The sequence below is a fragment of the Rathayibacter sp. PhB151 genome, from assembly GCF_004366415.1.
Classification (GTDB): domain Bacteria; phylum Actinomycetota; class Actinomycetes; order Actinomycetales; family Microbacteriaceae; genus Rathayibacter; species Rathayibacter festucae.
Genome location: NZ_SOEN01000013.1, coordinates 69,138 through 89,727, shown reverse-complemented (window position 1 = coordinate 89,727; position 20,590 = coordinate 69,138). Strand labels below are relative to the sequence as shown.

The window sequence follows — 20,590 nt, the reverse complement described above, 5'->3', positions numbered from 1 at the left end:
TGGATCTCGATACGCCCGCTTCGCGGGCTACTCGATCAGCATGACTCGGCGGGCGCGTCGATCGGCATGCACGGCGGCTGCTCGATCGGCGGGGAGGGCCGGGTCAGCCGGCCTGGGTCGGCAGCGGGTCGGGCTCGGCGTTGTCGAGGACGCGGCCGTTCTGGTCGCCGACGGTCAGCACCGTCGACGGGCTGAGGTTGAGGGTGTCGCCGCCGAAGAGGCTGCTCAGGGTGACGCCGTCGCGGCGGACCGAGTTCAGGGCGTCGAGGTAGTCGGCGCTGACGCAGAAGCGGTCGGCGATGCGGGCGGGATTGTCGCCGGCCGCGACGACGTACGCGGCGGGCATGCCGTCGGTCGCGGTGCGCGTCGTCCCGGCCGCGCCCTCGCGGGTCCCCCGGTCGCGCACGACCTCGAGGTCGACGTCGCCGATCGAGCCGCCGCCGGCCAGGTCGGAGATCACGCACTCGCCGGTGGCGGCGACGGGCACCGGCGCGAGCGAGACGCTCGGCACGGGACGCGGACCGGCATCGGCGTCAGCGCTCGGCGCGCTCGTGGCGGTCGCGGAGCTGGCCGCACCGGCCTCGGCGGTCGGCGCCGCATCCGGGATGTCGGCCGCCGACGTGCAGCCGGCGAGCAGGAGGGTGCTCGCGAGCACGATCACGATGCGCTGAGTCGTCTTCGATGCCACTCCCAGACTCTAACCCGCACGGCAGCCGCCTCTTCCGCCCTCTCACGCCCGAGAACCTGCCCGAACTGTGACGCGCTCGAGTATTGCCTCCGATCTCCCTGAGGATCACACTGTGCGCAGGAGGCGACGATGCCTGTTCCGCACTGCACGACACGCACGGTCGACGACACTGCGGCCCCTCGCCCACGTCGCCTCCGCCCTGAGCGGTCCGCAGCGGCGCGGCTCGTCCTCGCCGTCCTCGCGTCGGGCGTGCTCACGTGTCTGCTGGCCGCCCCCGCGCCGGCCGAGGAGGCCTCCCCGAGCAGCACCACCGTGGAGGAGACGACCACGGTCACGACACCGGGCCAGCCGGAGCCCGCGACCACCACGACCACCACCACGACCACGACGCGGTCGACCCCCGCGCAGACCGCCTCGCCGGAGCCCGCGACCCTCGGATCCGACAACAACGCGGTCTGCGACGCGGCCCAGGAACTGACCGACGCCGGCAGACCGGCCGAGGCTCTCGCCCTGATCGACAAGGTCCGCGCCTCCCCCGACGGTGCCGACGCCGCCGCGAAGGCTGCAGCAGCCCGCTTGTGCACGGCGGAACGAGAGAGTGCGCTCTCGATGCAGTCCGAGGGCCCGGCGGGCACATCCGGAGATCTCGAACGCGGCTGGGCCGCCTTCTCCGGGGCGTGGCTGCAGCCGCTCCTTCCGTCGGTTCTGGCCGCGGTCGGGGCGATCCTGCTCACGTTCGTGATCGCCGTTCGAGCAGCGACGCTGCTTCCTCTCCCTAATCCAGGCATGCGGTCGGACGCCACCCAGAGAGGGCTCGCGTTCGCATCCGGCGGCGCACTCGTCGGTGCCCTCCTGATTGCGCTGATCTCGATCGGGCACCTGGGGGTCGATGCTCGGACAGCGCGTCAGCTCGAGCTCGTCCTGCCGCTCCTTCTCGGCTTCCTCGCCGCACTGCTCCTCGCCGTGATCTTCGCTGCCGCGCACCTGATCGGGAGGAAGCGCATCTCGGTGTCGGCGACCGACAAGGACGGAGACCGCGATCTCAGCGCGGCGCGGACGACGCAGTTGGTCGCCGTGCTCGGCCGGTTCGGGAACAGCCCACCGGCCGGACTCGAGACGCCGCGCGGATCGGATGTCAGCTCCCTCGCCGACTCCTTCCTCCTTCCGGCGCCGGCCAACGCCATGGCGAAGGCTGCGCTCGCGGTACTGTCGGCGCTGGTCGGCAGCGCACCCTGGAAGGTCGACCTCCAGTTCACGGGTGAGCATTCGGCGAGCGTCGTCATCAGCCGGAACGGCCGGACGGTGCAGACCGCTGTGCTGAGAACGCCGAGCGATCCGTCCGAGCACGGTCTCTTCGGCGAGAACGACGCCGAAGCCGAGCGGTCGATGCTGTGCGCGCTCGCTGCGGGGGTCGTCGTGATCGCCCTGAGCCGCGCGCATCCCGGCTTCGAGGGTCTCGGTGGAGCGACGGACGGTCGCAGCGTCGGCCTCCAATTCGTCGCGACGACGACCTTCGCGCACGACACCGATCGGGCGGTCCTCCTCCTCAGCCGGGCACTGCAGATCGATCCGGGCAACCGAGGAGCGGACATTGCGCTCCAGCACCTCCTCCACCGGCGCTCGAACGACCCGCTCATCCTCCGCCGGTACCGGGACTCGCTGCGGGCGAGGGCGGAGAGCATGCGCGACCAGCCCGAGCACCGGCTTCTCACCCAGCGTGTGCTGATGACCTACTTCTCGGTGCTGATCAACCTGCACTCCGCTCGGCCGAGCGAGCGGGCGCCCCGCGATCTCGGCCGGCGCTTCCGGCAGATGAGTGCGCTCCTGGAGCGGGCGGAGGTCGACGACCGGGTGCGCGAGCAGGACCCGCTGCTCCTCACGACGAAGACGAGGTTCGAGAACCTCCGGGAGGCCGTCCTGGCGGAGTACGGAGTGCGAGAACAGGACCTGGTCCGGGACAACTGCACCGGCGCGCCACCTCCCTGGCAGCCCCTCGATCCCTACGGGTCGTACAACGCCGCTCTGTCCGCCCTCGGCGAGGACAAGGCGGGCGAAGCCGCCTTCCGCCTCCGGTCGGCGTTCACGTCGCTCGAGCTCCGGCGGTGGATCCGGCAGGATCCCGAGGTCTCGAATCTGCGCGGAGGCGCCGTCGTGGACGGACTCGTCGGCGGCGGAGACCGACTCGGGCTGTGGGATCTGCCGATCTACGCTCCGCACCGGCTCATCCTCACGCGACTCGGGTTCGAGGATCCGCTCGCTCTGACCACGGCGACCGGGGACGGGCTGAAGGAGGAGCTCGGTGTGACGGCCGTCGAGCTCGCCCGGATGACTGCGACAGCCGGCCTTCTCTCCCGGGTGATGGCGGCGACGCCGCCCTCCCTGGCCGGGCCGATCCACCTGGAGCACTGGCGCGTCGACCTCGCAGAGATCCTGGTCGCGCAAGGCCGGAGCGATCCGGGCAGTGAGACCGTCGCCCTCGTCACTGCCGAGCTGCTGCGGAGGATGCCGCCGCTCTCGAGCAAGAAGTTCCGCGCCCGCCTCGCCTGCGCCGTTGAGAAATGGCTGATCGCGCTCCAGCCCGTGACCACCCCCAGGCCGGACCGTCGCATCCGCCCGCCCTGCATTGACCGCTGGGGGCGCTGAATCCCATCGCACCGCCCTGTTGGACACCGCGCCCGCGACGGCGTCAACTGGAGGCATGCAGTACACGAATCTCGGCCGCACCGGTCTGTCCGTCTCCCGCGCCGTCCTGGGCACCATGAACTTCGGCCCGGAGACCAGCGAGCCCGACTCGTTCGCGATCATGGACCGCGCCCACGAGCTCGGCGTCAACTTCTTCGACACCGCGAACGTCTACGGCGGCGAGGGCGGACGCGGCGCGACGGAGGAGATCGTCGGCCGCTGGTTCGCGCAGGGCGGCGAGCGCCGCGAGCGCACCGTCCTCGCGACCAAGCTCTACGGCGACATGGAGCAGCACGCCGCTCCCGGCGCGGAGCGCGGCCGCGACTCCTGGCCCAATGGCGGGCGCCTCTCCGCCCTCAACATCCGCCGCGCGCTCGACGACAGCCTGCGCCGCCTGCAGACCGACCACATCGACCTGTACCAGTTCCACCACGTCGACCGCACGACGCCGTGGGACGAGATCTGGCAGGCGATGGAGGTCGCCGTGCAGCAGGGCAAGGTCCTCTACGTCGGCTCGAGCAACTTCGCCGGCTGGCACATCGCGCAGGCGCAGGAGGCGGCCCGCGACCGCCGCTTCACCGGCCTCTCCTCCGAGCAGTCGATCTACAACCTGCTCGTCCGCGACATCGAGCGCGAGGTCCTGCCCGCCGCCCGGCACTACGGGCTCGGCGTCATCCCCTGGTCGCCGCTGCAGGGCGGCCTGCTCGGCGGCGTGATCGAGAAGACGGAGTCGGGCAGCCGTCGCGCCTCCGCCCGCTCGCTCGAGGCGATCGAGAAGAACCGCCCCGCGCTGGAGCAGTACGAGGCCTTCGCCCGCGAGCGCGGCATCGCGCCGGGGGAGCTCGCACTCGCCTGGCTGCTGCACCAGCCGGGTGTCACCGGTCCGATCACCGGCCCGCGCACGATGGAGCAGCTCGAGAGCGCCGTCGCCGCCGTCGACATCGCGCTCGAGCCCGCCGACCTGGCCCGCCTCGACGAGATCTTCCCCGGCCACCGCACGGCGCCGGAGGACTACGCCTGGTGAGCGGCCTGCCCCGCTGATCGAGCGGGGCGCTCCCCTTTCATGCTGATCGAGTAGCCCGCGCACCGTGCGCATTTCATGCTGATCGAGTAGCCCGCGCAGCGGGCGTATCGAGATCCACCACCGCCGGAAGACGAGTCTGCAGACCCGCCCTGCTGACGACGGTGGGTCTCGATACGCCGCTGACGCGGCTACTCGACCAGCATGCATCCCCCCATGACATCGACCACGAAGGAAGCACATATGAAGCAGCGCAGCATCGGCGACATCAGCGTCGGCAGCATCGGACTCGGCGGCATGCCGATGTCGATCGAGGGCCGGCCCGACCGCGAGCGGTCGATCGCCACGATCCACGCCGCCCTCGACGCCGGCGTCACCCTCATCGACACCGCGGACGCCTACCACCAGGGCGGCGACGCCGACCTCGGCCACAACGAGCTGCTCATCGCGGAGGCGCTCCGCGGTTACGGCGGCGACACCTCCGGGGTGCTCGTCGCCACCAAGGGCGGCCACCTCCGCCCCGAGCCGGGAGTCTGGACGCAGGACGGCCGCCCCGAATACCTCAAGGAGGCGGCCCGCGCCTCCGCGCAGCGCCTCGGTGTCGACGCGATCGGCCTCTACCAGTACCACCGCCCCGACCCCGAGGTGCCCTACGCCGACTCGATCGGCGCGCTCGCCGAGCTGCTCGACGAGGGAGTGATCCTCCGCGCCGGCATCTCGAACGCCGACCCGGACCAGATCCGCGAGGCGCACGGGATCCTCGGCGACCGCCTGGTCTCCGTGCAGAACCAGTTCTCGCCGAAGTTCCGCTCCAGCGAGCCGGAGCTCGAGCTCTGCGCCGAGCTGGGCCTCGCCTTCCTGCCGTGGAGCCCGCTGGGCGGCATCACCTCGGCCGCCGAGCTGGGCACCTCGTTCGCGGCGTTCGCCACCGTCGCCGAGGCGCACGACGTCTCGCCGCAGGTCGTCTGCCTGGCCTGGGAGCTGGCGAAGTCGCCGACCGTCCTCCCGATCCCCGGATCCTCGCGCCCCGAGAGCATCCGCGACTCGGCCACGGCGGCCGACCTCGAGCTGACCGCGGAGGAGCTCGCCTCGCTCGACTGAGCGCGGTGGATCTCGATACGCCCGCTCCGCGGGCTACTCGATCAGCATGGAGGACCCGCCCCACGGGTTCCTCGGTCAGCAGGCGGCCCATGCTGGTCGAGTAGCGCGCAGCGCGTATCGAGACCCGCCCACCGGACGAGCGTGGATCTCGATACGCCCACTCCGCGGGCTACTCGATCAGCATGAAGGGGCGGCTCGGAAGGCTGCTCGATCAGCATGAAGGGGCGGCTCCGAGGGCTGCTCGATCAGCATGCAGGGGCCCCGCGCGGGCCGTCGGTCAGCGGGCGGCGGAGGCGCCCGGCAGGGCCGCGACGAAGGCGCGCGCCGCCGCCGTCGGCCGCTCCGGCAGCGCGACCATGGTGCGCCAGACCAGCAGCGGGTCCTCCAGCGGCACGGCGCGCAGGCCGGCCGGCCGCTTCTCGGCGAAGTGCGCCGGCACGACCGCCACGCCCATGCCGTACTCGACGAGGTCGAGCAGGGTGTGCACGTCGTTGACCTCGAGCTCCACCTCGAACGCCAGGCCGTGCGCGGCGAACGCCTGGGCCGCGAGGTGGCTCGCGCCCCAGTGCTCCTGCAGGCCGACGATCGTCTGCCCCTCCAGGTCCGGGATGCGGCAGACCGGCCGGTCGGCCAGCGGATGCTCCGGATGCGCGAGCACCGCGAAGCCCTCGCTGGCGAGCGGCCTCGTCACCACTCCGGCCGGCACCGCGCCGATGTCGGCGACCAGCGCGAGATCCAGGCGCCCACTGCCCACCGCGTCGAGCAGCGTGCCGGACCCGTCGTGGGTCAGCCGCAGCCCGACGCCCGGGTGCTGCTCCCGGAAGGTCGCGAGCTCGCGCGGCAGGTGCACGCCGCCCAGGCACTCCTCGGTGCCGACCGCGAGACTCCCCCGCAGCACGCCCTGCACCGCCAGCACGGCGTCGCGGGCGGCGAGCGCGCTGGCGACCGACTGCTCCGACTCCGCCAGCATCGCCCGGCCGGCCGGCGTCAGCTCGACCCGGCGGGTGCTCCGGGTGAACAGCGGGCTGCCGAGCTCGCTCTCGAGCGCGCGGATCGACGCCGAGAGGCCCGACTGCGAGATCTGCAGGGCGCTCGCCGCGCGGGTGAAGTGCTGCTCCTTCGCGACGGCGAGGAAGTGTTCGAGCTGGCGCAGTTCCATGGGTCCATCCTCCTCGCGCGCGGGCACCACCGGGACCGGTTGCGCCGACGGCTCAGCGCCCGGCGGCTCAGCGCCCGGTGGCTCCGCGCACGGCGGCGCGTCGCCCGACGGCTCCGTGCCCGACGGACAGGCCCACCCGGCCTAGCGCTCCGCCGAGATCGCCAGCACCACGTCGGTGAGCGTCGCCCGGAGCCGCTCGAGCGCGGCCTCCTCCGAGTCGCCCTCGAGGATCGAGGTCTTCACCGCGTCGTCGTAGCTCGCGATCAGCAGGCGGACGGCCGTGGTCGGCGCCAGCGAGAAGTCGCGGTGCACCTGCTGCAGCGCCCCCCGCACGATGTCGACGAGGGTCGCGTCGAAGCCGGTCCGGAAGGCGCTGTACTGTGGCGCGATCGCCGCGTCGCGCAGCGCCAGCAGCTCGAACTCGGACTGCACGACGCACCAGCGCCGACTGTCGGTGAACGGCCCCTGCAGGAAGTCGAGGATGACGACCGCGAGCGTCTCGGGGGTGAGCGGCTCGTCCGACTCGGCGACCTTGGGGATCGTGCGCCCCATCTGCTCGACCAGGCCGTCCAGGCGGGCGCCGTTCTCCCGCTGCATCAGCGCGAAGAACAGCTCCTCCTTCGTGGAGAAGTTGGAGTAGAAGGCGCCGCGGCTGAAGCCGGCGCGCTCGCAGATCTGCTCGACCGAGGCGGTGTGCACGCCGGTCTCGGCGAAGACGTCGTAGGCGGCGTCGAGGAGCCGCTCGCGCGTCCGACTCCGGCGGGAGGTCTCGACGGAGTCGGTCATCCTGAGTCCTTCCCGGGCGGGCGTCGGCGGTGTTGAGATACATCACTGTATCGGATACATTCGCGTATCGGATACGTTCGTGTATCGAGCACGGTCGTGCATCGAGCACGTCGCCTCCCGCGCGTTCGTGCTGACGGCACGACCGCGCTCTCCGAGCACAGAGTCGTGTCCCTTTCCGCTCCCCCGTCGTCAGGAGACACGCGTGTCGTCGATGCTCTACCGACTCGGCCGCTGGGTGTTCCGCGCCCACCGGCTGGTCGCCGTCCTCTGGCTCGCCGTCGTCGTCCTCGCGGGCGGCGGCGCGCTGCTGCTCAACCAGGGCACGGACAACACCTTCTCGATCCCCGGCACCCAGTCGCAGACCGCACTGGACCAGCTCGAGCGCACCTTCCCCCAGGTCAGCGGCACCTCGGCGCGCTACGTCGTCGTCGCGCCCGACGGCGGCAGCGTCGAGGACGCGGACATCAGCGGCCCGGTCGGCGAGGCGGTCACCGCGCTCGAGGGGATCGACGGCGTCGCCGCGGTCACCGACCCCTACTCCGACACCGTCGAGGGCACGATCTCCGAGGCCGGCAACGCGCTGGTCATCACCACGCAGATGGACGGCTCCGCCACCACGACCTCCGAGGCGTCGCGGGACGCGCTCCAGGCCGAGGCCACCACACTCCAGGATGCGCTCCCCGCGGGCGCCGTGGTCTCGCTCGGCGGCGACCTCTTCTCCCAGAGCCTGCCCGGCGTCACCGTCACGGAGGGAATCGGCCTCCTCGTCGCACTCGTCGTCCTGGTGCTCACCTTCGGCTCGTTCCTCGCCGCGGGCATGCCGCTGGTGACCGCACTGCTCGGCGTCGCGCTCTCGATGTCCGCGATCTTCATCGCGACCCGCTTCGCCTCGATCTCCTCCACCACGCCGCTGCTGGCGCTGATGCTCGGCCTCGCGGTCGGCATCGACTACGCGCTCTTCATCATCAGCCGGCACCAGGACCAGCTGAAGCAGGGCATGGCGCCGGAGGAGTCGGCCGCCCGCGCGACCGCGACCGCCGGCTCCGCGGTCGTCTTCGCCGGCCTGACCGTCATCATCGCGCTCGCCGGCCTCTCGGTCGCGGGCATCCCGTTCCTCACCACGATGGGCATCGCGGCGGCGGGCGGAGTCGCGATCGCCGTGGTCATCGCGCTCACGCTCACCCCCGCGCTGCTCGGCTTCGCCGGCGAGCGCCTCCGGCCGAAGGAGCGCAAGGCCAAGAAGGCCGCCGCGAAGGCCGCCGCGACCTCCGGCGCCGAGAAGGCCGCTCTGACCACCGGCGCCCACACCGATCCCGACGCCGCCGAGGACGCGACCGCCCCCTCCCCCGGCTCGCACGTGCACGCCGAGGTCCCGCGCGGCTTCTTCCGCGGCTGGGTCCGCGTCGTCACCCGCTTCCCGATCCTCACGATCATCGCGGTCGTCGGCGTGCTCGGCATGGCGTCGATCCCCGCGCTCAGCCTCCGCCTCGCCCTGCCCGACGCCGGCTACCAGGCCGAGGGCACGCCCGCGCGCGACACCTACGACCTGCTCGCCGAGAACTTCGGCCCCGGCTACAACGGCCCGCTCATCGTCACCGGCACGATCATCGGCTCGACCGATCCGCTCGGCCTGATGGCCGACCTCAAGACCGAGATCGAGGGCCTGGACGGCGTCGCCTCCGTGCCGCTCGCCACCCCGAACGAGACCGCCGACACCGGGATCATCCAGGTGATCCCCGAGGGCGGCCCGGACTCCGAGGCAACCAAGGCGCTGGTCGCCGAGATCCGCGACAAGCACGACTACTTCGAGGAGACCTACGGGGTCGACCTCGCGGTCACCGGGCAGACCGCGGTCGGCATCGACATCTCCGACACCCTCGCGAACGCACTGCTGCCGTTCGGCCTGCTGGTCGTCGGGCTCTCGCTGGTGCTGCTGACGATGGTCTTCCGCTCGCTCTGGGTGCCGCTCAAGGCGACGCTCGGCTACCTGCTCTCGGTCGGCGCGTCCTTCGGCGCCGTCGCGGCGGTCTTCGAGTGGGGCTGGTTCGCCGACGCGCTGCACGTGGACAAGACCGGCCCGATCATCAGCTTCATGCCGATCATCCTGATGGGCGTGCTCTTCGGACTGGCGATGGACTACGAGGTCTTCCTCGTCTCGCGGATGCGCGAGGACTACGTGCACGGCCGTCCGGCCCGCGCGGCGGTCGAGTCGGGCTTCGTCGGCTCGGCGAAGGTCGTCACCGCGGCCGCGGTCATCATGTTCTCCGTCTTCGCGGCGTTCGTGCCGGAGGGCGACACCAACATCAAGCCGATCGCGCTCGGCCTGGCGGTGGGCGTGTTCGTCGACGCCTTCATCGTCCGGATGACGCTCGTGCCGGCGGTGCTGCACCTGCTGGGCGACCGCGCGTGGCACATGCCGCGCTGGCTCGATCGGGTGCTCCCCTCCTTCGATGTGGAGGGCGAGGGCCTGACCAAGGAGCTCGCGCTCGCCGACTGGCCCGAGCCCGGCGCCACCGACGCGGTCGCGGCCGAGGGGCTGTGCCTCGACGGTCCCGACGGCCCGGTCTACCGCGACGTCGACGTGCGGGTGCCCGCGGGCGGCGCGCTCGTCGTGCACGGCCCGCACCGCTCGGGCCGCACCGCGCTGCTGCTGACGATCGCGGGGCGCCTCGCCCCCGACGCCGGCCGGCTCAAGGTCGACGGCCTCGTCGTGCCGATCCGCTCCTCCGCGGTCCGCGGGCGCGTCGGACTCGTCCGGCTCGCCGGCGCGGCCGATCCGGTGGCCGAGGTCCGCGCGGCGCTCGAGACGGCCCCGCCGCTGCTCGTGCTCGACGACCTCGACACCGTCACCGATCCGCAGCTGCGCGACGGCATCCGCGCCGAGCTCGACCGGGCCCGCGCGAAGGCCGCGCAGAAGGAGCACTCCTTCACGGTGATCGTCTCCTCCGTCGACGCGGACGCGCTCGACGACCTCCTCCCCACCGACCGCGGCGAGCTCGCGGTCTCCCCCGCGGCCGAGCGCCGCGCTATCGCGAAGGTCCGCTGACAGATGGCTCTCTTCTCCCTCGAACGCCCCCGCGGCGTCAAGAAGGTGTCCTGGGTGACCCTTCTCGGCATCGTCCTCGTCCCGCTGGTCATCGGCGGCCTGCTCGTCTGGGCGCTGTGGAACCCGACCGAGCGCCTCGACACCATCACGGCCGCGGTCGTGAACGAGGACACCCCCGTCGAGCTCAACGGGCAGACCGTGCCGCTCGGGCGCCAGCTCGCGGCCGGGCTCGTCACCGGCGGGGAGACGGACGCGGCGACGCCCGCGCCCTCCGCGTCCGGCACTCCCTCCCCCTCCGCGAGCTCCGCGAGCCCCGCGGCGAACGTCTCGGGCTCCGACTCCACCGGCAACTTCACCTGGGTCCTCACCGACAAGGACGACGCGGCGAAGGGCCTCGCCGACGGCAGCTACTCGACCGTCGTCACGATCCCGTCCTCGTTCTCGGCCGCCGCGACCTCCTACGCCGGAGACGCCGCCGCCGCGACCAAGGCCACGATCGACATCGCCACCAGCGAGAAGGCGAAGCTCGTCGACGACGCCATCTCGGCGACGGTCACCAGCACGGCGACGGCGCTGCTGAACACGCAGCTGACCACCGCGTACCTCGAGAACATCTACGTCGGCTTCAACACCCTGAACCAGCAGATCGGCCAGGCCGCCGACGGCGCGGGCACGCTCGCGGACGGCGCCGACCAGCTCGGCACCGGCGCCTCCACGCTCGCCGACGGCACCAGCACGCTCGCGGACGGCATCGACGACCTCGCGACCGGCGCGTCCGGGCTCTCCGACGGCGTCGCACAGCTCGGCACCGGCGCGTCGTCCCTGGCGGACGGCGTCGCGCAGGTGGGCACCGGTGCCTCCGACCTCTCGGGCGGCGTCTCGCAGCTCGCGACCGGCGCGCAGCAGTCGGCCGACGGCGCGACGCAGCTCGCGACGGGGGCGGGCTCGCTCGCCGACGGGCTCGACGGTCTCAGCGCCAGCACGACCGAGCTCGGCGCGAGCACGCAGCAGATCGCGACCCTCAGCGCGGGCGCCGCGGCGTCGACGGCGGGGACGCTGCAGGGCCTCCAGCGGGTCCTCGCCACCTGCCGGACCGCCGAGTGCCTCACCGCGCTGGGCGTCATCGCCGATGCGCAGACCTCCGCCACCGGGCCGGTGACCCTGACGACGACCGCCGCGGGCGCCACCGCGCAGCTCGATGCCGGGATCCGCGTCGGAGCGAACGGGCAGCCCTCGCTCGTCTCCGGAGTCGCGTCCGCGGCGACCGGGGCGCGCGGCGTCGCCGACGGCGCCGGCTCCCTCGCGGGCGGACTCACTCAGCTCTCGACCGGCGCCGCCACGGCCGCCGGCGGAGCGTCCCAGCTCGCCACCGGCGCCTCCTCCGCCGCCGACGGCGCCCGCCAGCTGGCCAGCGGCGCGACCACGGCCGCCGACGGCGCCGCGCAGCTCTCGACCGGCGCCTCCTCGGCGGCCGACGGCGCCCGCCAGCTCGCCGACGGAGCGGGCGGCGTCTCGGACGGCGCGCTCCAGCTCGCCGACGGCACCCGCTCGCTCGCCACCGGCCTCGACGCCGCGGTAGCCCAGCTGCCGACCTACACGGAGTCGGAGTCGCAGAACCTCGCCGACGTCGTCTCCGACCCGGTGGAGAACTCGAGCAGCAGCACGGACCTCTTCGGAGCGTCGAGCGTGCCGTTCTTCGCGACGATCGCGCTCTGGCTCGGCGCCCTGGCGACCTTCCTCGTGCTCGCCGCGTTCTCGCACCGCGCGCTCTCCTCGACCCGCTCCTCCGCGGCGCTGGCGCTGTCCTCCTACGTTCCGGCCCTCGTGATCGGACTCGTGCAGGGCCTCGCCGTCGCGATCGTGATGAGCGCGGTCGCAAGCCTGGACCTCGTGACCTGGTTCGGCTTCGCCGCGCTGGCGATGCTCGCAGGGGCGTCCTTCGCCGCCGTGAACCAAGGGCTGGTCGCCCTGCTCGGCGGGCTCGGCCGCTTCGTCTCGATGGTCGCCGCGGTGATCGGCCTCGGCGCCGGCATCATCTCGACCGTCCCGGGCGTCTTCGACGACGCCCTCGCCTTCCTGCCGCTCTCGGCCGCGCAGAACGCGCTGGCCGGCGTGGTCGAGGGCACCGGCGGCGTCGGCGCCGCGGTCGTCGGCCTGCTGATCTGGCTGCTCTTCGGCCTCCTGCTGACGGTCGCCGCCATCGCCCGCAAGCGCGTCACCTCGGTCCGCGCCCTCTCCCGCCCCGTCGAGGCCTAACCCCTCCCCTCCGCGAGATGCCACTTGTGCACGCGACACGCCGTGTCGAGCGTGCACAAGTGGCATCTCGCGGAAGGGGTCAGGCGGCCAGCATCAGGGAGCGGCCGCCGCAGGCGCCACCCATGCTGGTCGAGTAGCCGCCGCAGGCGGCGTATCGAGACCCACCCGCCGCGAGCGTCAGTCCGCAGCGCCGCTCGCGATCTGCTCGTGGTGGTGGATGACCTCGGCGACGATGAAGCCGAGGAACTTCTCCGCGAAGGCCGGGTCGAGGTGTGCGTCCTCCGCCAGGGCACGCAGCCGCGCGATCTGACGCGACTCGCGCTCGAGGTCGGCGGGCGGCAGGCCGTGCGCCGCCTTCAGCCGCCCGACCTTCTGGGTGAACTTGAAGCGCTCGGCGAGCAGGTGGATCAGCGCCGCGTCGATGTTGTCGATGCTCTGACGGATCTGCTCGAGCTCGGCCAGCGCCTCGGCGTCCGACCCCTCGCGCGACGGTTCCTCGATCATGCCTCCGACCCTAACGGACCGGCGCGACGCACTCCCGCTGCCGCAGACCTCCGGCTCGCGCAGGCGCCCCCGGCACGCCGAATCCCGCAGTTCCCGCGAGCCCGAGCCGGAATCACGAGCCGAAGCTCGACCCCACCGACCCCCGGCACGCAGAAACGCTTCCGGCACGCCGAATCCCGCAGTTCCCGCGAGCCCGAGCCGGAATCACGAGCCGAAGGCGGCGGCACGACGAAGGCCCCGCCCGTCACCGGGCAGGGGCCTTCGAGGAGAGGCGGCGTCAGTCGACGATGTTGAGGACGACGTCCACGTTGCCGCGGGTCGCGTTCGAGTACGGGCACATGGTGTGCGCCTTCTCGGCGACGGCGTGCGCGTCCTCCGAGCTCGCCTGGGGGACGTGGATGTCGAGCTCGACCGCGAGGCCGAAGCCGCCGTCGTCGTTCTTGCCGATCGAGACGCTCGCCGACACCTGCGCGTCGGTGGTGTCGATCGAGAGCGCCTTGCCGGAGCCGTGCAGCGCGCTCAGGAAGCAGGCGGCGAAGCCGGCGGCGAAGAGCTGCTCGGGGTTCGTGCCCTCGCCGGAGCCGCCGAGCTCCTGGGGCGGGCGGGTGTCGAGGTCGAGCCGGTCGTCCTCGGTGCGGACGTGGCCGTCGCGTCCTCCACCGGAGGCGTGGGCGATGGCGGTGTAGAGAGCATCCATCCCTCCATCACACCACTGCGCGGCCGGGAGCGGGGTGAGCGTCGGGTGCACGTCCTCTCGACATCCCCGCCGCTCGGCGCGGCCGTCACCCGGGAGGAGCCTCCGAACCGCGTCGTCCGGCCGTCAACCCCCTCGCGACTCCGCGCCGCCGGGTGTGGCCTGGGGAGGTACCCGGCGAGCGCCGGAGAACCACCGGCGTCCGCGCCGGGAGAAGGAGGAAGCATGCGCGCACTCACGTGGCAGGGCGTCGAGAAGGTCTCGGTCGAGACGGTTCCCGATCCCCGCATCCAGCAGCCGACGGACGCCATCGTCCGGATCACCTCGACCGCCATCTGCGGCTCCGACCTGCACCTGTACCGCCTGCTCGGCCCGTACCTCGACAAGGGCGACATCCTCGGACACGAGCCGATGGGCATCGTCGAGGAGGTCGGCGCCGGCATCACGAAGCTGAAGGTCGGCGACCGCGTCGTCGTCCCGTTCAACATCTCCTGCGGCGAGTGCTTCATGTGCCGCCGCGGCCTGCAGTCGCAATGCGAGACCACCCAGGTGACGGAGTACGGCTCCGGAGCCTCGCTCTTCGGCTACACGAAGATGTACGGCCAGGTCCCCGGCGGCCAGGCGGAGTTCCTCCGCGTGCCGCTCGCCGACTACAACACCGTCGTCGTCGACACCGTGCTGCCGGACGAGAACTACCTCTTCCTCAGCGACATCGTGCCGACGGCCTGGCAGGGCGTCGAGTACGCGAACGTTCCCGACGGCGGCTCGCTCGTCGTCTTCGGCCTCGGCCCGGTCGGCCAGTTCGCGGCCCGCATCGGCGCGCACAAGGGGTACCGCGTGCTCGCCGTCGACCCGGTCGCCGAGCGCCGCGCGATGGCCGCCCGGCACGGGATCGAGGTCTTCGACTTCACCGACGACATCAACGACCAGCTGCGCGACCTCACCGACGGCCGCGGCCCCGACTCGGTCGTCGACGCGGTCGGCATGGAGGCGCACGGCTCGCCGATGGGCTCGTTCGCCCAGACCGTCGCCGGGCTGCTGCCCGACCCGATCGCGCGGAAGGCGATGGACACGGTCGGCGTCGACCGGCTCGCCGCGGTCGTCTCCTCGCTCGACCTGGTGCGCCGCGGCGGCACGGTCTCGCTGAGCGGCGTCTACGGCGGCGAGGCGGACCCGCTGCCGCTGAAGTCGATGTTCGACAAGCAGATCACCCTGACGATGGGCCAGTGCAACGTCAAGCGCTGGATCGACGACCTGCTGCCGCTGGTCGAGGACTCCAGCGACCCGCTCGGCGTCAACGACCTCGTCACCCACCGCGCCCCCCTCGAGGACGCCCCCGGCCTCTACGAGACGTTCCAGAAGAAGGAGGACGGCTGCATCAAGGTCGTCCTGCAGCCGTAGCGGCGGCGGCGGGGTCTCGATACGCGCCTGGCGGCGCTACTCGACCAGCATGGGCCGCTCATGCTGATCGAGTAGCCGCGGGACGCGGCGTATCGAGATCCACCCGCCCGGACACGACGAAGGCGGCGTCCCCGAGGGGGCGCCGCCTGAGTCGTGGTGCGGGGAAGACCTACTTGAAGACGTCCTTGATGTCCTCGCCGGTCTGCTTCGCGGAGGCCGCGGCCTGGTCCTTCTGACCCTCGGCCTTCAGGCTGTCGTCGTTCTTGTGGTCGCCCAGGGCTTCCTTCGCCTTGCCGGCGATGTCCTGAGCGGCGTTCTTGATCTTGTCATCGAGCCCCATAGTGGTGCCTCCTTCGTGATCGTCGTGCGCTGAACTTTCACCCGAAGGTAGGAGCCGTTTCTGCTCGTCGGCTGGGAGCCGGAAGGGGCTTGCCCGGACGATCGCCGAGGTGCCACGATCGTCGGTTGCCCGCTCCCGGCCGGGTCACATGACGGGCGTCGCGGTGTCCGACGGCGCGGTCTGCGTCGGCTCCATCGTGGGCGTGCGGGTCGAGCCGTCGTCGGCGCTGGTGGGCACGGCGCTCCCGGACTGGTTCGGGGTCTGCGCGTCGCCGGTGCAGCCCGCGAGCAGGCCGATGGTCAGGGCGGAGGCGCCGAGCGCGCCGAGGACGCGCACGGTGCGGGACGGTCGAGTGCTGAGCATGGGGTGCCTTTCCGGAAGCGGAGACGGGGCGGTCGTGCCCCCATCCCCTTCCAGGCTAGGCAGGGCTCCTCGCCGGCGAGAAGGGCTTGACGCCGCGGTCGACCGGATCCGGAGCCGACGTCCAGGAAGCGCCGTGCACGCGTCAGAGCACGGATGCGCGGGATCGTACGCCCTCACGCCTTCTGTCCGCTACGCCCTATCTCGGTGCGCGGCGCACTGTCCAGACTGGCGACGCCGGCACGCAGACCACCATTTCTCGATCCTGGAAGGGACAGACGATGTCGAACATCGATCCCGCTTCACCTCCGTTCGGAGACGGCGCGGCGAACGCCCGCGCCGCCGACCCCTCGTACGACAGCACCGACAGCACCTACGACGCACCGCTCACCTCCGAGCCGTACACGTCGGACACGACGACCACGGACACGACCTCCGGCGCGCACAGCGTCGGCGGGGGCACCTCGGGCAGCGTCTCGGACGCCGCCGGCTCCGCCAAGGAGAAGGCCGCCGAGACCGCGGGCGCGGCGAAGGAGCAGGCCGGCGCCGTCGCCGGCGACGCCAAGCAGGCCGCGGGCGACGTGCTCGCCACCGGCAAGGAGGAGGCCGCCAACGTCGCCCAGGAGGCGAAGGTGCAGGTCAAGGACCTCCTCGACCAGAGCCGCACCCAGCTCACCGAGCAGGCGCACGCCCAGAAGGAGAACGCCGCCAAGGGCGCACGCGCCTTCAGCGACGACCTCACCGCACTCGCGAACGGCGAGGGCGGCGACGACAACGCGGCGTCGAAGCTCGTCTCGCAGGCCGCTGAGCGCGTCCAGGGCGTCGCCTCGTGGCTCGAGAACCGCGACCCGTCCGAGCTGCTGGACGACGTCCGCTCGTTCGCGCGCCGCCGTCCGGGTGCGTTCATCCTGATCGCCGCCGCGACCGGCCTGGTCGCCGGACGCCTCGTCCGCGCGCTGACCGCCGAGGCGAAGGACGAGAAGGCCGCGACCGCGGACACCTTCGGACCCGAGTTCGCCGCTCCCGCCGCCGCGGACTACTCCGGTGGCGCGACCACGACGACCTCGTTCGACGAGCGCGGCGACTTCGCGCCGACCGAGCCCGTCGCCGACCCGCTGAGCACGCCGATCACGCCCGGCTACGACGCCTTCCCGAACGGAACCCGGCCGTGAGCGATCCGCTGGGCGCGCATCGCGCCTCCGCCGAGCCGACGCCCGGAGAGCGCGCGGGCTCGACCTCCCTGGGCGATCTGCTCGGCGAGGTCTCCCGCGACCTCTCGACGCTGATCCGCCAGGAGATGGCGCTGGCCAAGGCCGAGATCAAGGAGTCGGCCGGCAAGGCCGGCAAGGGCGCCGGACTCCTCGGCGGCGCGGGCTACGCGGCGCTGATGGCCGTGCTCTTCCTCTCGATCGCCCTCTGGTGGGCGCTCGGGACGCTGGTCGGCAACGGCTGGTCGGGTGTGATCGTCGCCGTGATCTGGGGCGTCATCGCGGCGATCCTCTTCGCCGTCGGCCGCAAGAGCCTCAAGCAGGTCGACGGAGTCCCCGAGACGGTCGACACCCTCAAGCAGATTCCCGAAACCCTCAAGCCGAACGGGGCAGGACGATGACGTACGACGCAGGACAGAGCAAGACTCCCGAATCTCAGAAGAGCGCCGAGGAGATCCGGGCCGACATCGAGCGCACGCGGCTCGAGCTCGGCGGAGACGTGGACGCGCTGGCCGAGAAGGTCAGCCCGAGCGCGATCGTCGACCGGCAGACCGACAAGGTCAAGGCGGCCGTGGGCTCGGTGCGCGACCGGGTGATGGGCTCGGCGCACGACGCCGGCGACTCGCTCTCCGGCACGGCCGGATCGGTGAAGAGCAAGGCGAACGGCAACCCCTTCGCGGTGGGCCTGATGGCCTTCGGCGCCGGGCTCCTGATCGCCTCGCTCATCCCCGCCTCGGACGCCGAGAAGGACGCGGCCGGCAAGGTCAAGGAGCAGGCGCAGCCCGTCGTCGACTCCGTGACCGGTGCCGCGAAGGACGTCGCGAACGAGCTGCGCGAGCCGGCGCAGCAGGCCTTCGCCTCGGTGAAGGACACCGCGACCGACGCCGCGCAGAACGTCAAGGAGGCGGGTGGCTCCGCCGCCGAGGACGTCAAGGACTCCGCCCGCGAGGCCAAGCACGCGGTCCAAGAGAACGTGACGCAGGACAGCGACCGCTCGTAACTCCCCCTCCCGCCTCCGCGAGATGCCACTTGTGTACGCCTTTCACGGCGTGTCGCGTACACAAGTGGCATCTCGCTGTCCGGGACGGGGTGCGCGGGAATAGGGGGCGGCTCGCGGGGCTTCTGGGTCGTATGCGATCCATCGTCTACTCCCGCTCCGGTTCCTCCTCCGTCCTCTCGCTCGTCGACCGGGACGCCGGCACGCCGGGCGCCGGCGAGGTGCGCGTGCGCGTGCTCGTCTCCGGCGTCAATCCGACCGACTGGAAGGCGCGCGCCGGTGGCGAGCCGCCCTTCGACGAGGTCGTTCCCAACCAGGACGGCGCCGGCGTGATCGACGCCGTCGGCGAGGGCGTCGAGGGATTCGCGGTCGGCGACCGCGTCTGGTTCTACCTCGCTGCCCACCAGCGGCCGACCGGCTCCGCGCAGGAGTCGACCGTCCTCGCCGCCGAGCACGTCGTGCGCCTGCCCGAGGGCATCGGTGCCGAGCTCGGAGCGAGCCTCGGCGTCCCCGCGATGACCGCGCACCGCGCCCTGACCGTGCACGAGGAGGGGCCCGCCCGCCTCTCCCCCGGCGCGCTCGCCGGCCGCACCGTCCTGGTGCAGGGCGGCGCGGGAGCGGTCGGCCACGCCGCCATCCAGCTCGCGGTGTGGGCCGGGGCGACCGTGATCGCCACGGTGAGCAGCGACGCGAAGGCGCGGCTCGCGACGGCCGCCGGCGCTCAGCACGTCCTGCAGTACCCCGACGAGGAGCTCGCAGCGAAGATCCTGGAGCTCGCGCCCGACGGCGTCCAGCAGATCGTCGAGGTGGCGCCGACGCAGAACGCCGCGCTCGACGTCGAGGTGCTCGCGAACCACGGCAGCATCGGCTACTACGCGAACAACAACGGCGACGAGTTCACGATCCCGATCGTGCCCAGCTTCGCCAAGAACGCCCGCTGGCAGGGCCTGCTGCTCTACACGGTCGGCGAGGCGCCGCTCCAGGCCGCGGCCGAGGACATCACCGCGGCCCTGCGCGACGGCGCCCTGCCCGTCGGCGAGGAGGCCGGCCTGCCGCTGACCTGGTTCCCGCTCGAGGAGACCGCCGCCGCCCACGACGCCGTCGAGAGCGGCGTGACGGGCAAGGTGCTCATCCGCGTCGCCGCGGAGTAGGCATGCTGATCGAGCAGCCCTCGCAGAGGGCGTAGCGAGATCCGCGGTCAGCCGCGCAGCGGCGGGGAGCCCGCGACCGTCGCGCGGTCGGCGAGGCCGTCGAGCAGCTCGCGCAGCGCCTCCTCGGCGGTGGTCGTCGGCTGCCAGCCGAGGACGGTGCGCGCCTTCTCCGTCGACATGACCGGCGTGTTCGTCGCGATGTCGAGCCAGCCCGCGTCGGTGCGCTGCAGCCGGAGCCGCCACGTCGCCGACACGATCGAGCGGAGCAGCCCCGTCGGCACCGTGACGAGCCGCGCGCCGACGACGTCCGCGATCCGCTGCGGCGTGAGCACCGGCTCCGCGGCGATGTTGAAGGCCCCGCCGGTCCGGCGGTCGAGCGCGCGCCAGAACGCGTCCGCGACGTCGTCGGCGTGCACGCCCTGGAAGATCAGCGTCCGCGGCAGCGGCAGGACCGGCGGCCGGACCGCCCGAAGCCAGCGCGTCGGGTACCGCGGGCCGGCGAAGAGCCCGGCGATCTCGGTCGCCGCCCCGCGCTGGAACACCAGCCCCGGGCGCAGCCGGGTGAGCACCACCTCCGGGTGCTCCGTCTCGAACGCGTCCATCGCGCGCTCGTTCGCCGCCTTGTGCCGGCTGTAGGTCGAGGTGTGCAGCCCGCCGGTCGGCCAGCTCTCGTCCACGCGCAGGCTCTTCGGCGCCGCGCTGTAGGCGCCGACGGACGACGCCACCGCGACCTGGCCGACTCCGCTCGCCGCCGCGGCCGCCAGCACCGCCGCGGTCCCGCCGACGTCGACCAGGCGCTGGAACGGCTCGTCGTGGCTCGGCTGCAGCGCCCAGGCCAGGTGCACGACCGCGTCCACACCGGTGAACGCCTCCCGCAGCTGCCGCTCCGCGTCGCTCGAGGCCACATCGACCTCGTGCCAGCGCACGTCGCGGTACTCGTCCGCTCCGGGCGGCGGCTCGCGCCGGGCGATCCCGACGATCTCCGTCACCGCGTCCTCCCGCTGGAGGCGCCTCAGCAGGGCCGTGCCCAGGTTGCCCGTCGCTCCGACGATCGCGATCCGCATGATGTCCCTCCGCGGGCGGCGTCCGCCGTCCTGCTCCGAGGCTAGGCAGCGCTCCCCCGCCGCAGCAGCCGCTTGACACTCCCCGCCCCGCCCCGCCCGACCGCCTAGCCCACCCGACCGGCGCCGCGCACC

Annotated in this window: 18 protein-coding genes; 10 read left to right on the top strand and 8 right to left on the bottom strand. The window is 72.6% G+C overall.

Annotated features, from left to right (window positions below; all coding sequences use genetic code 11):
• Nucleotides 1-103 precede the first annotated feature (103 nt).
• Nucleotides 104-688: a hypothetical protein gene (locus tag EDF35_RS20050; RefSeq protein WP_133963610.1), complete on the bottom strand. Its 585-nt coding sequence runs from the start codon at nucleotides 686-688 to the stop codon at nucleotides 104-106.
• Nucleotides 689-817: 129 nt separating this feature from the next.
• On the opposite strand from EDF35_RS20050, the gene EDF35_RS20045 reads away from it, so the two are divergent.
• From EDF35_RS20045 to EDF35_RS20035, 3 genes are all read left to right on the top strand, one after another.
• Nucleotides 818-3,331 (top strand): hypothetical protein, encoded by a 2,514-nt coding sequence (locus EDF35_RS20045; RefSeq protein WP_166674188.1) that lies wholly within the window; start codon nucleotides 818-820, stop codon nucleotides 3,329-3,331.
• Nucleotides 3,332-3,386: 55 nt separating this feature from the next.
• Nucleotides 3,387-4,394, top strand: coding sequence for an aldo/keto reductase (locus EDF35_RS20040; protein WP_123734284.1), 1,008 nt, complete (start codon nucleotides 3,387-3,389; stop codon nucleotides 4,392-4,394).
• Between the two features lie 240 nt (nucleotides 4,395-4,634).
• Nucleotides 4,635-5,492, top strand: coding sequence for an aldo/keto reductase (locus tag EDF35_RS20035; RefSeq protein ID WP_123734283.1), 858 nt, complete (start codon nucleotides 4,635-4,637; stop codon nucleotides 5,490-5,492).
• Nucleotides 5,493-5,769: 277 nt separating this feature from the next.
• Here EDF35_RS20035 and EDF35_RS20030 read toward each other — a convergent pair whose 3' ends face one another.
• The gene (locus tag EDF35_RS20030) at nucleotides 5,770-6,651 is read right to left on the bottom strand and encodes a LysR family transcriptional regulator (protein WP_123705990.1); all 882 of its coding nucleotides are present in this window, start codon (nucleotides 6,649-6,651) and stop codon (nucleotides 5,770-5,772) included.
• A gap of 141 nt (nucleotides 6,652-6,792) precedes the next feature.
• Entirely contained in the window at nucleotides 6,793-7,437 is a 645-nt protein-coding gene (locus tag EDF35_RS20025; RefSeq protein WP_133963608.1) for a TetR/AcrR family transcriptional regulator, read from the bottom strand.
• A gap of 211 nt (nucleotides 7,438-7,648) precedes the next feature.
• On the opposite strand from EDF35_RS20025, the gene EDF35_RS20020 reads away from it, so the two are divergent.
• Together EDF35_RS20020 and EDF35_RS20015 are read left to right on the top strand one after the other, a co-directional pair.
• Nucleotides 7,649-10,483 carry an MMPL family transporter gene (locus EDF35_RS20020; protein WP_347876899.1) on the top strand — a complete coding sequence of 945 codons (2,835 nt, stop codon included), beginning with the start codon at nucleotides 7,649-7,651 and terminating at the stop codon, nucleotides 10,481-10,483.
• Nucleotides 10,484-10,486: 3 nt separating this feature from the next.
• The gene (locus EDF35_RS20015; protein WP_133963607.1) at nucleotides 10,487-12,739 is read left to right on the top strand and encodes a YhgE/Pip domain-containing protein; all 2,253 of its coding nucleotides are present in this window, start codon (nucleotides 10,487-10,489) and stop codon (nucleotides 12,737-12,739) included.
• A gap of 177 nt (nucleotides 12,740-12,916) precedes the next feature.
• On the opposite strand, the gene EDF35_RS20010 is transcribed toward EDF35_RS20015, so the two are convergent.
• Nucleotides 12,917-13,243 carry a chorismate mutase gene (locus EDF35_RS20010; protein ID WP_123447104.1) on the bottom strand — a complete coding sequence of 109 codons (327 nt, stop codon included), beginning with the start codon at nucleotides 13,241-13,243 and terminating at the stop codon, nucleotides 12,917-12,919.
• Between the two features lie 277 nt (nucleotides 13,244-13,520).
• Complete coding sequence (locus tag EDF35_RS20005; RefSeq protein WP_123734280.1) at nucleotides 13,521-13,940, bottom strand: organic hydroperoxide resistance protein; 420 nt, start codon at nucleotides 13,938-13,940, stop codon at nucleotides 13,521-13,523.
• A gap of 222 nt (nucleotides 13,941-14,162) precedes the next feature.
• On the opposite strand from EDF35_RS20005, the gene EDF35_RS20000 reads away from it, so the two are divergent.
• Entirely contained in the window at nucleotides 14,163-15,338 is a 1,176-nt protein-coding gene (locus EDF35_RS20000) for a zinc-dependent alcohol dehydrogenase (RefSeq protein ID WP_133963606.1), read from the top strand.
• Between the two features lie 169 nt (nucleotides 15,339-15,507).
• Here EDF35_RS20000 and EDF35_RS19995 read toward each other — a convergent pair whose 3' ends face one another.
• Both EDF35_RS19995 and EDF35_RS19990 read right to left on the bottom strand, forming a co-directional pair.
• Entirely contained in the window at nucleotides 15,508-15,678 is a 171-nt protein-coding gene (locus EDF35_RS19995; protein ID WP_133963605.1) for a CsbD family protein, read from the bottom strand.
• A 144-nt stretch (nucleotides 15,679-15,822) separates the two neighbouring features.
• On the bottom strand, nucleotides 15,823-16,041 hold the full coding sequence (locus EDF35_RS19990; protein ID WP_123447108.1) for a hypothetical protein: 219 nt from the start codon (nucleotides 16,039-16,041) through the stop codon (nucleotides 15,823-15,825).
• Between the two features lie 278 nt (nucleotides 16,042-16,319).
• On the opposite strand from EDF35_RS19990, the gene EDF35_RS19985 reads away from it, so the two are divergent.
• From EDF35_RS19985 to EDF35_RS19970, 4 genes are all read left to right on the top strand, one after another.
• Nucleotides 16,320-17,210 (top strand): hypothetical protein, encoded by an 891-nt coding sequence (locus EDF35_RS19985; protein WP_133963604.1) that lies wholly within the window; start codon nucleotides 16,320-16,322, stop codon nucleotides 17,208-17,210.
• Nucleotides 17,211-17,218: 8 nt separating this feature from the next.
• Nucleotides 17,219-17,647 carry a phage holin family protein gene (locus EDF35_RS19980; protein ID WP_133963625.1) on the top strand — a complete coding sequence of 143 codons (429 nt, stop codon included), beginning with the start codon at nucleotides 17,219-17,221 and terminating at the stop codon, nucleotides 17,645-17,647.
• A complete protein-coding gene (locus tag EDF35_RS19975) occupies nucleotides 17,644-18,246 on the top strand; it encodes a DUF3618 domain-containing protein (protein WP_133963603.1) in 603 nt (200 codons plus the stop codon). The genes EDF35_RS19980 and EDF35_RS19975 overlap by 4 nt, the downstream gene beginning before the upstream one ends.
• Nucleotides 18,247-18,377: 131 nt before the next feature.
• Nucleotides 18,378-19,394: an NADPH:quinone reductase gene (locus EDF35_RS19970; protein ID WP_133963602.1), complete on the top strand. Its 1,017-nt coding sequence runs from the start codon at nucleotides 18,378-18,380 to the stop codon at nucleotides 19,392-19,394.
• Between the two features lie 47 nt (nucleotides 19,395-19,441).
• On the opposite strand, the gene EDF35_RS19965 is transcribed toward EDF35_RS19970, so the two are convergent.
• Complete coding sequence (locus EDF35_RS19965; RefSeq protein WP_133963601.1) at nucleotides 19,442-20,458, bottom strand: NAD-dependent epimerase/dehydratase family protein; 1,017 nt, start codon at nucleotides 20,456-20,458, stop codon at nucleotides 19,442-19,444.
• Between the last annotated feature and the right edge of the window lie 132 nt (nucleotides 20,459-20,590).

Coding starts and splice junctions, on each gene's coding strand:
- EDF35_RS20015 (WP_133963607.1), top strand. CDS start 10,487: ATGGCTCTCTTCTCCCTCGAACGCCCCCGCGGCGTCAAGAAGGTGTCC.
- EDF35_RS20045 (WP_166674188.1), top strand. CDS start 818: ATGCCTGTTCCGCACTGCACGACACGCACGGTCGACGACACTGCGGCC.
- EDF35_RS20010 (WP_123447104.1), bottom strand. CDS start 13,243: ATGATCGAGGAACCGTCGCGCGAGGGGTCGGACGCCGAGGCGCTGGCC.
- EDF35_RS19995 (WP_133963605.1), bottom strand. CDS start 15,678: ATGGGGCTCGATGACAAGATCAAGAACGCCGCTCAGGACATCGCCGGC.
- EDF35_RS20030 (WP_123705990.1), bottom strand. CDS start 6,651: ATGGAACTGCGCCAGCTCGAACACTTCCTCGCCGTCGCGAAGGAGCAG.
- EDF35_RS19975 (WP_133963603.1), top strand. CDS start 17,644: ATGACGTACGACGCAGGACAGAGCAAGACTCCCGAATCTCAGAAGAGC.
- EDF35_RS20000 (WP_133963606.1), top strand. CDS start 14,163: ATGCGCGCACTCACGTGGCAGGGCGTCGAGAAGGTCTCGGTCGAGACG.
- EDF35_RS20020 (WP_347876899.1), top strand. CDS start 7,649: ATGCTCTACCGACTCGGCCGCTGGGTGTTCCGCGCCCACCGGCTGGTC.
- EDF35_RS19965 (WP_133963601.1), bottom strand. CDS start 20,458: ATGCGGATCGCGATCGTCGGAGCGACGGGCAACCTGGGCACGGCCCTG.
- EDF35_RS20040 (WP_123734284.1), top strand. CDS start 3,387: ATGCAGTACACGAATCTCGGCCGCACCGGTCTGTCCGTCTCCCGCGCC.
- EDF35_RS20035 (WP_123734283.1), top strand. CDS start 4,635: ATGAAGCAGCGCAGCATCGGCGACATCAGCGTCGGCAGCATCGGACTC.
- EDF35_RS20025 (WP_133963608.1), bottom strand. CDS start 7,437: ATGACCGACTCCGTCGAGACCTCCCGCCGGAGTCGGACGCGCGAGCGG.
- EDF35_RS19970 (WP_133963602.1), top strand. CDS start 18,378: ATGCGATCCATCGTCTACTCCCGCTCCGGTTCCTCCTCCGTCCTCTCG.
- EDF35_RS19985 (WP_133963604.1), top strand. CDS start 16,320: ATGTCGAACATCGATCCCGCTTCACCTCCGTTCGGAGACGGCGCGGCG.
- EDF35_RS20005 (WP_123734280.1), bottom strand. CDS start 13,940: ATGGATGCTCTCTACACCGCCATCGCCCACGCCTCCGGTGGAGGACGC.
- EDF35_RS19990 (WP_123447108.1), bottom strand. CDS start 16,041: ATGCTCAGCACTCGACCGTCCCGCACCGTGCGCGTCCTCGGCGCGCTC.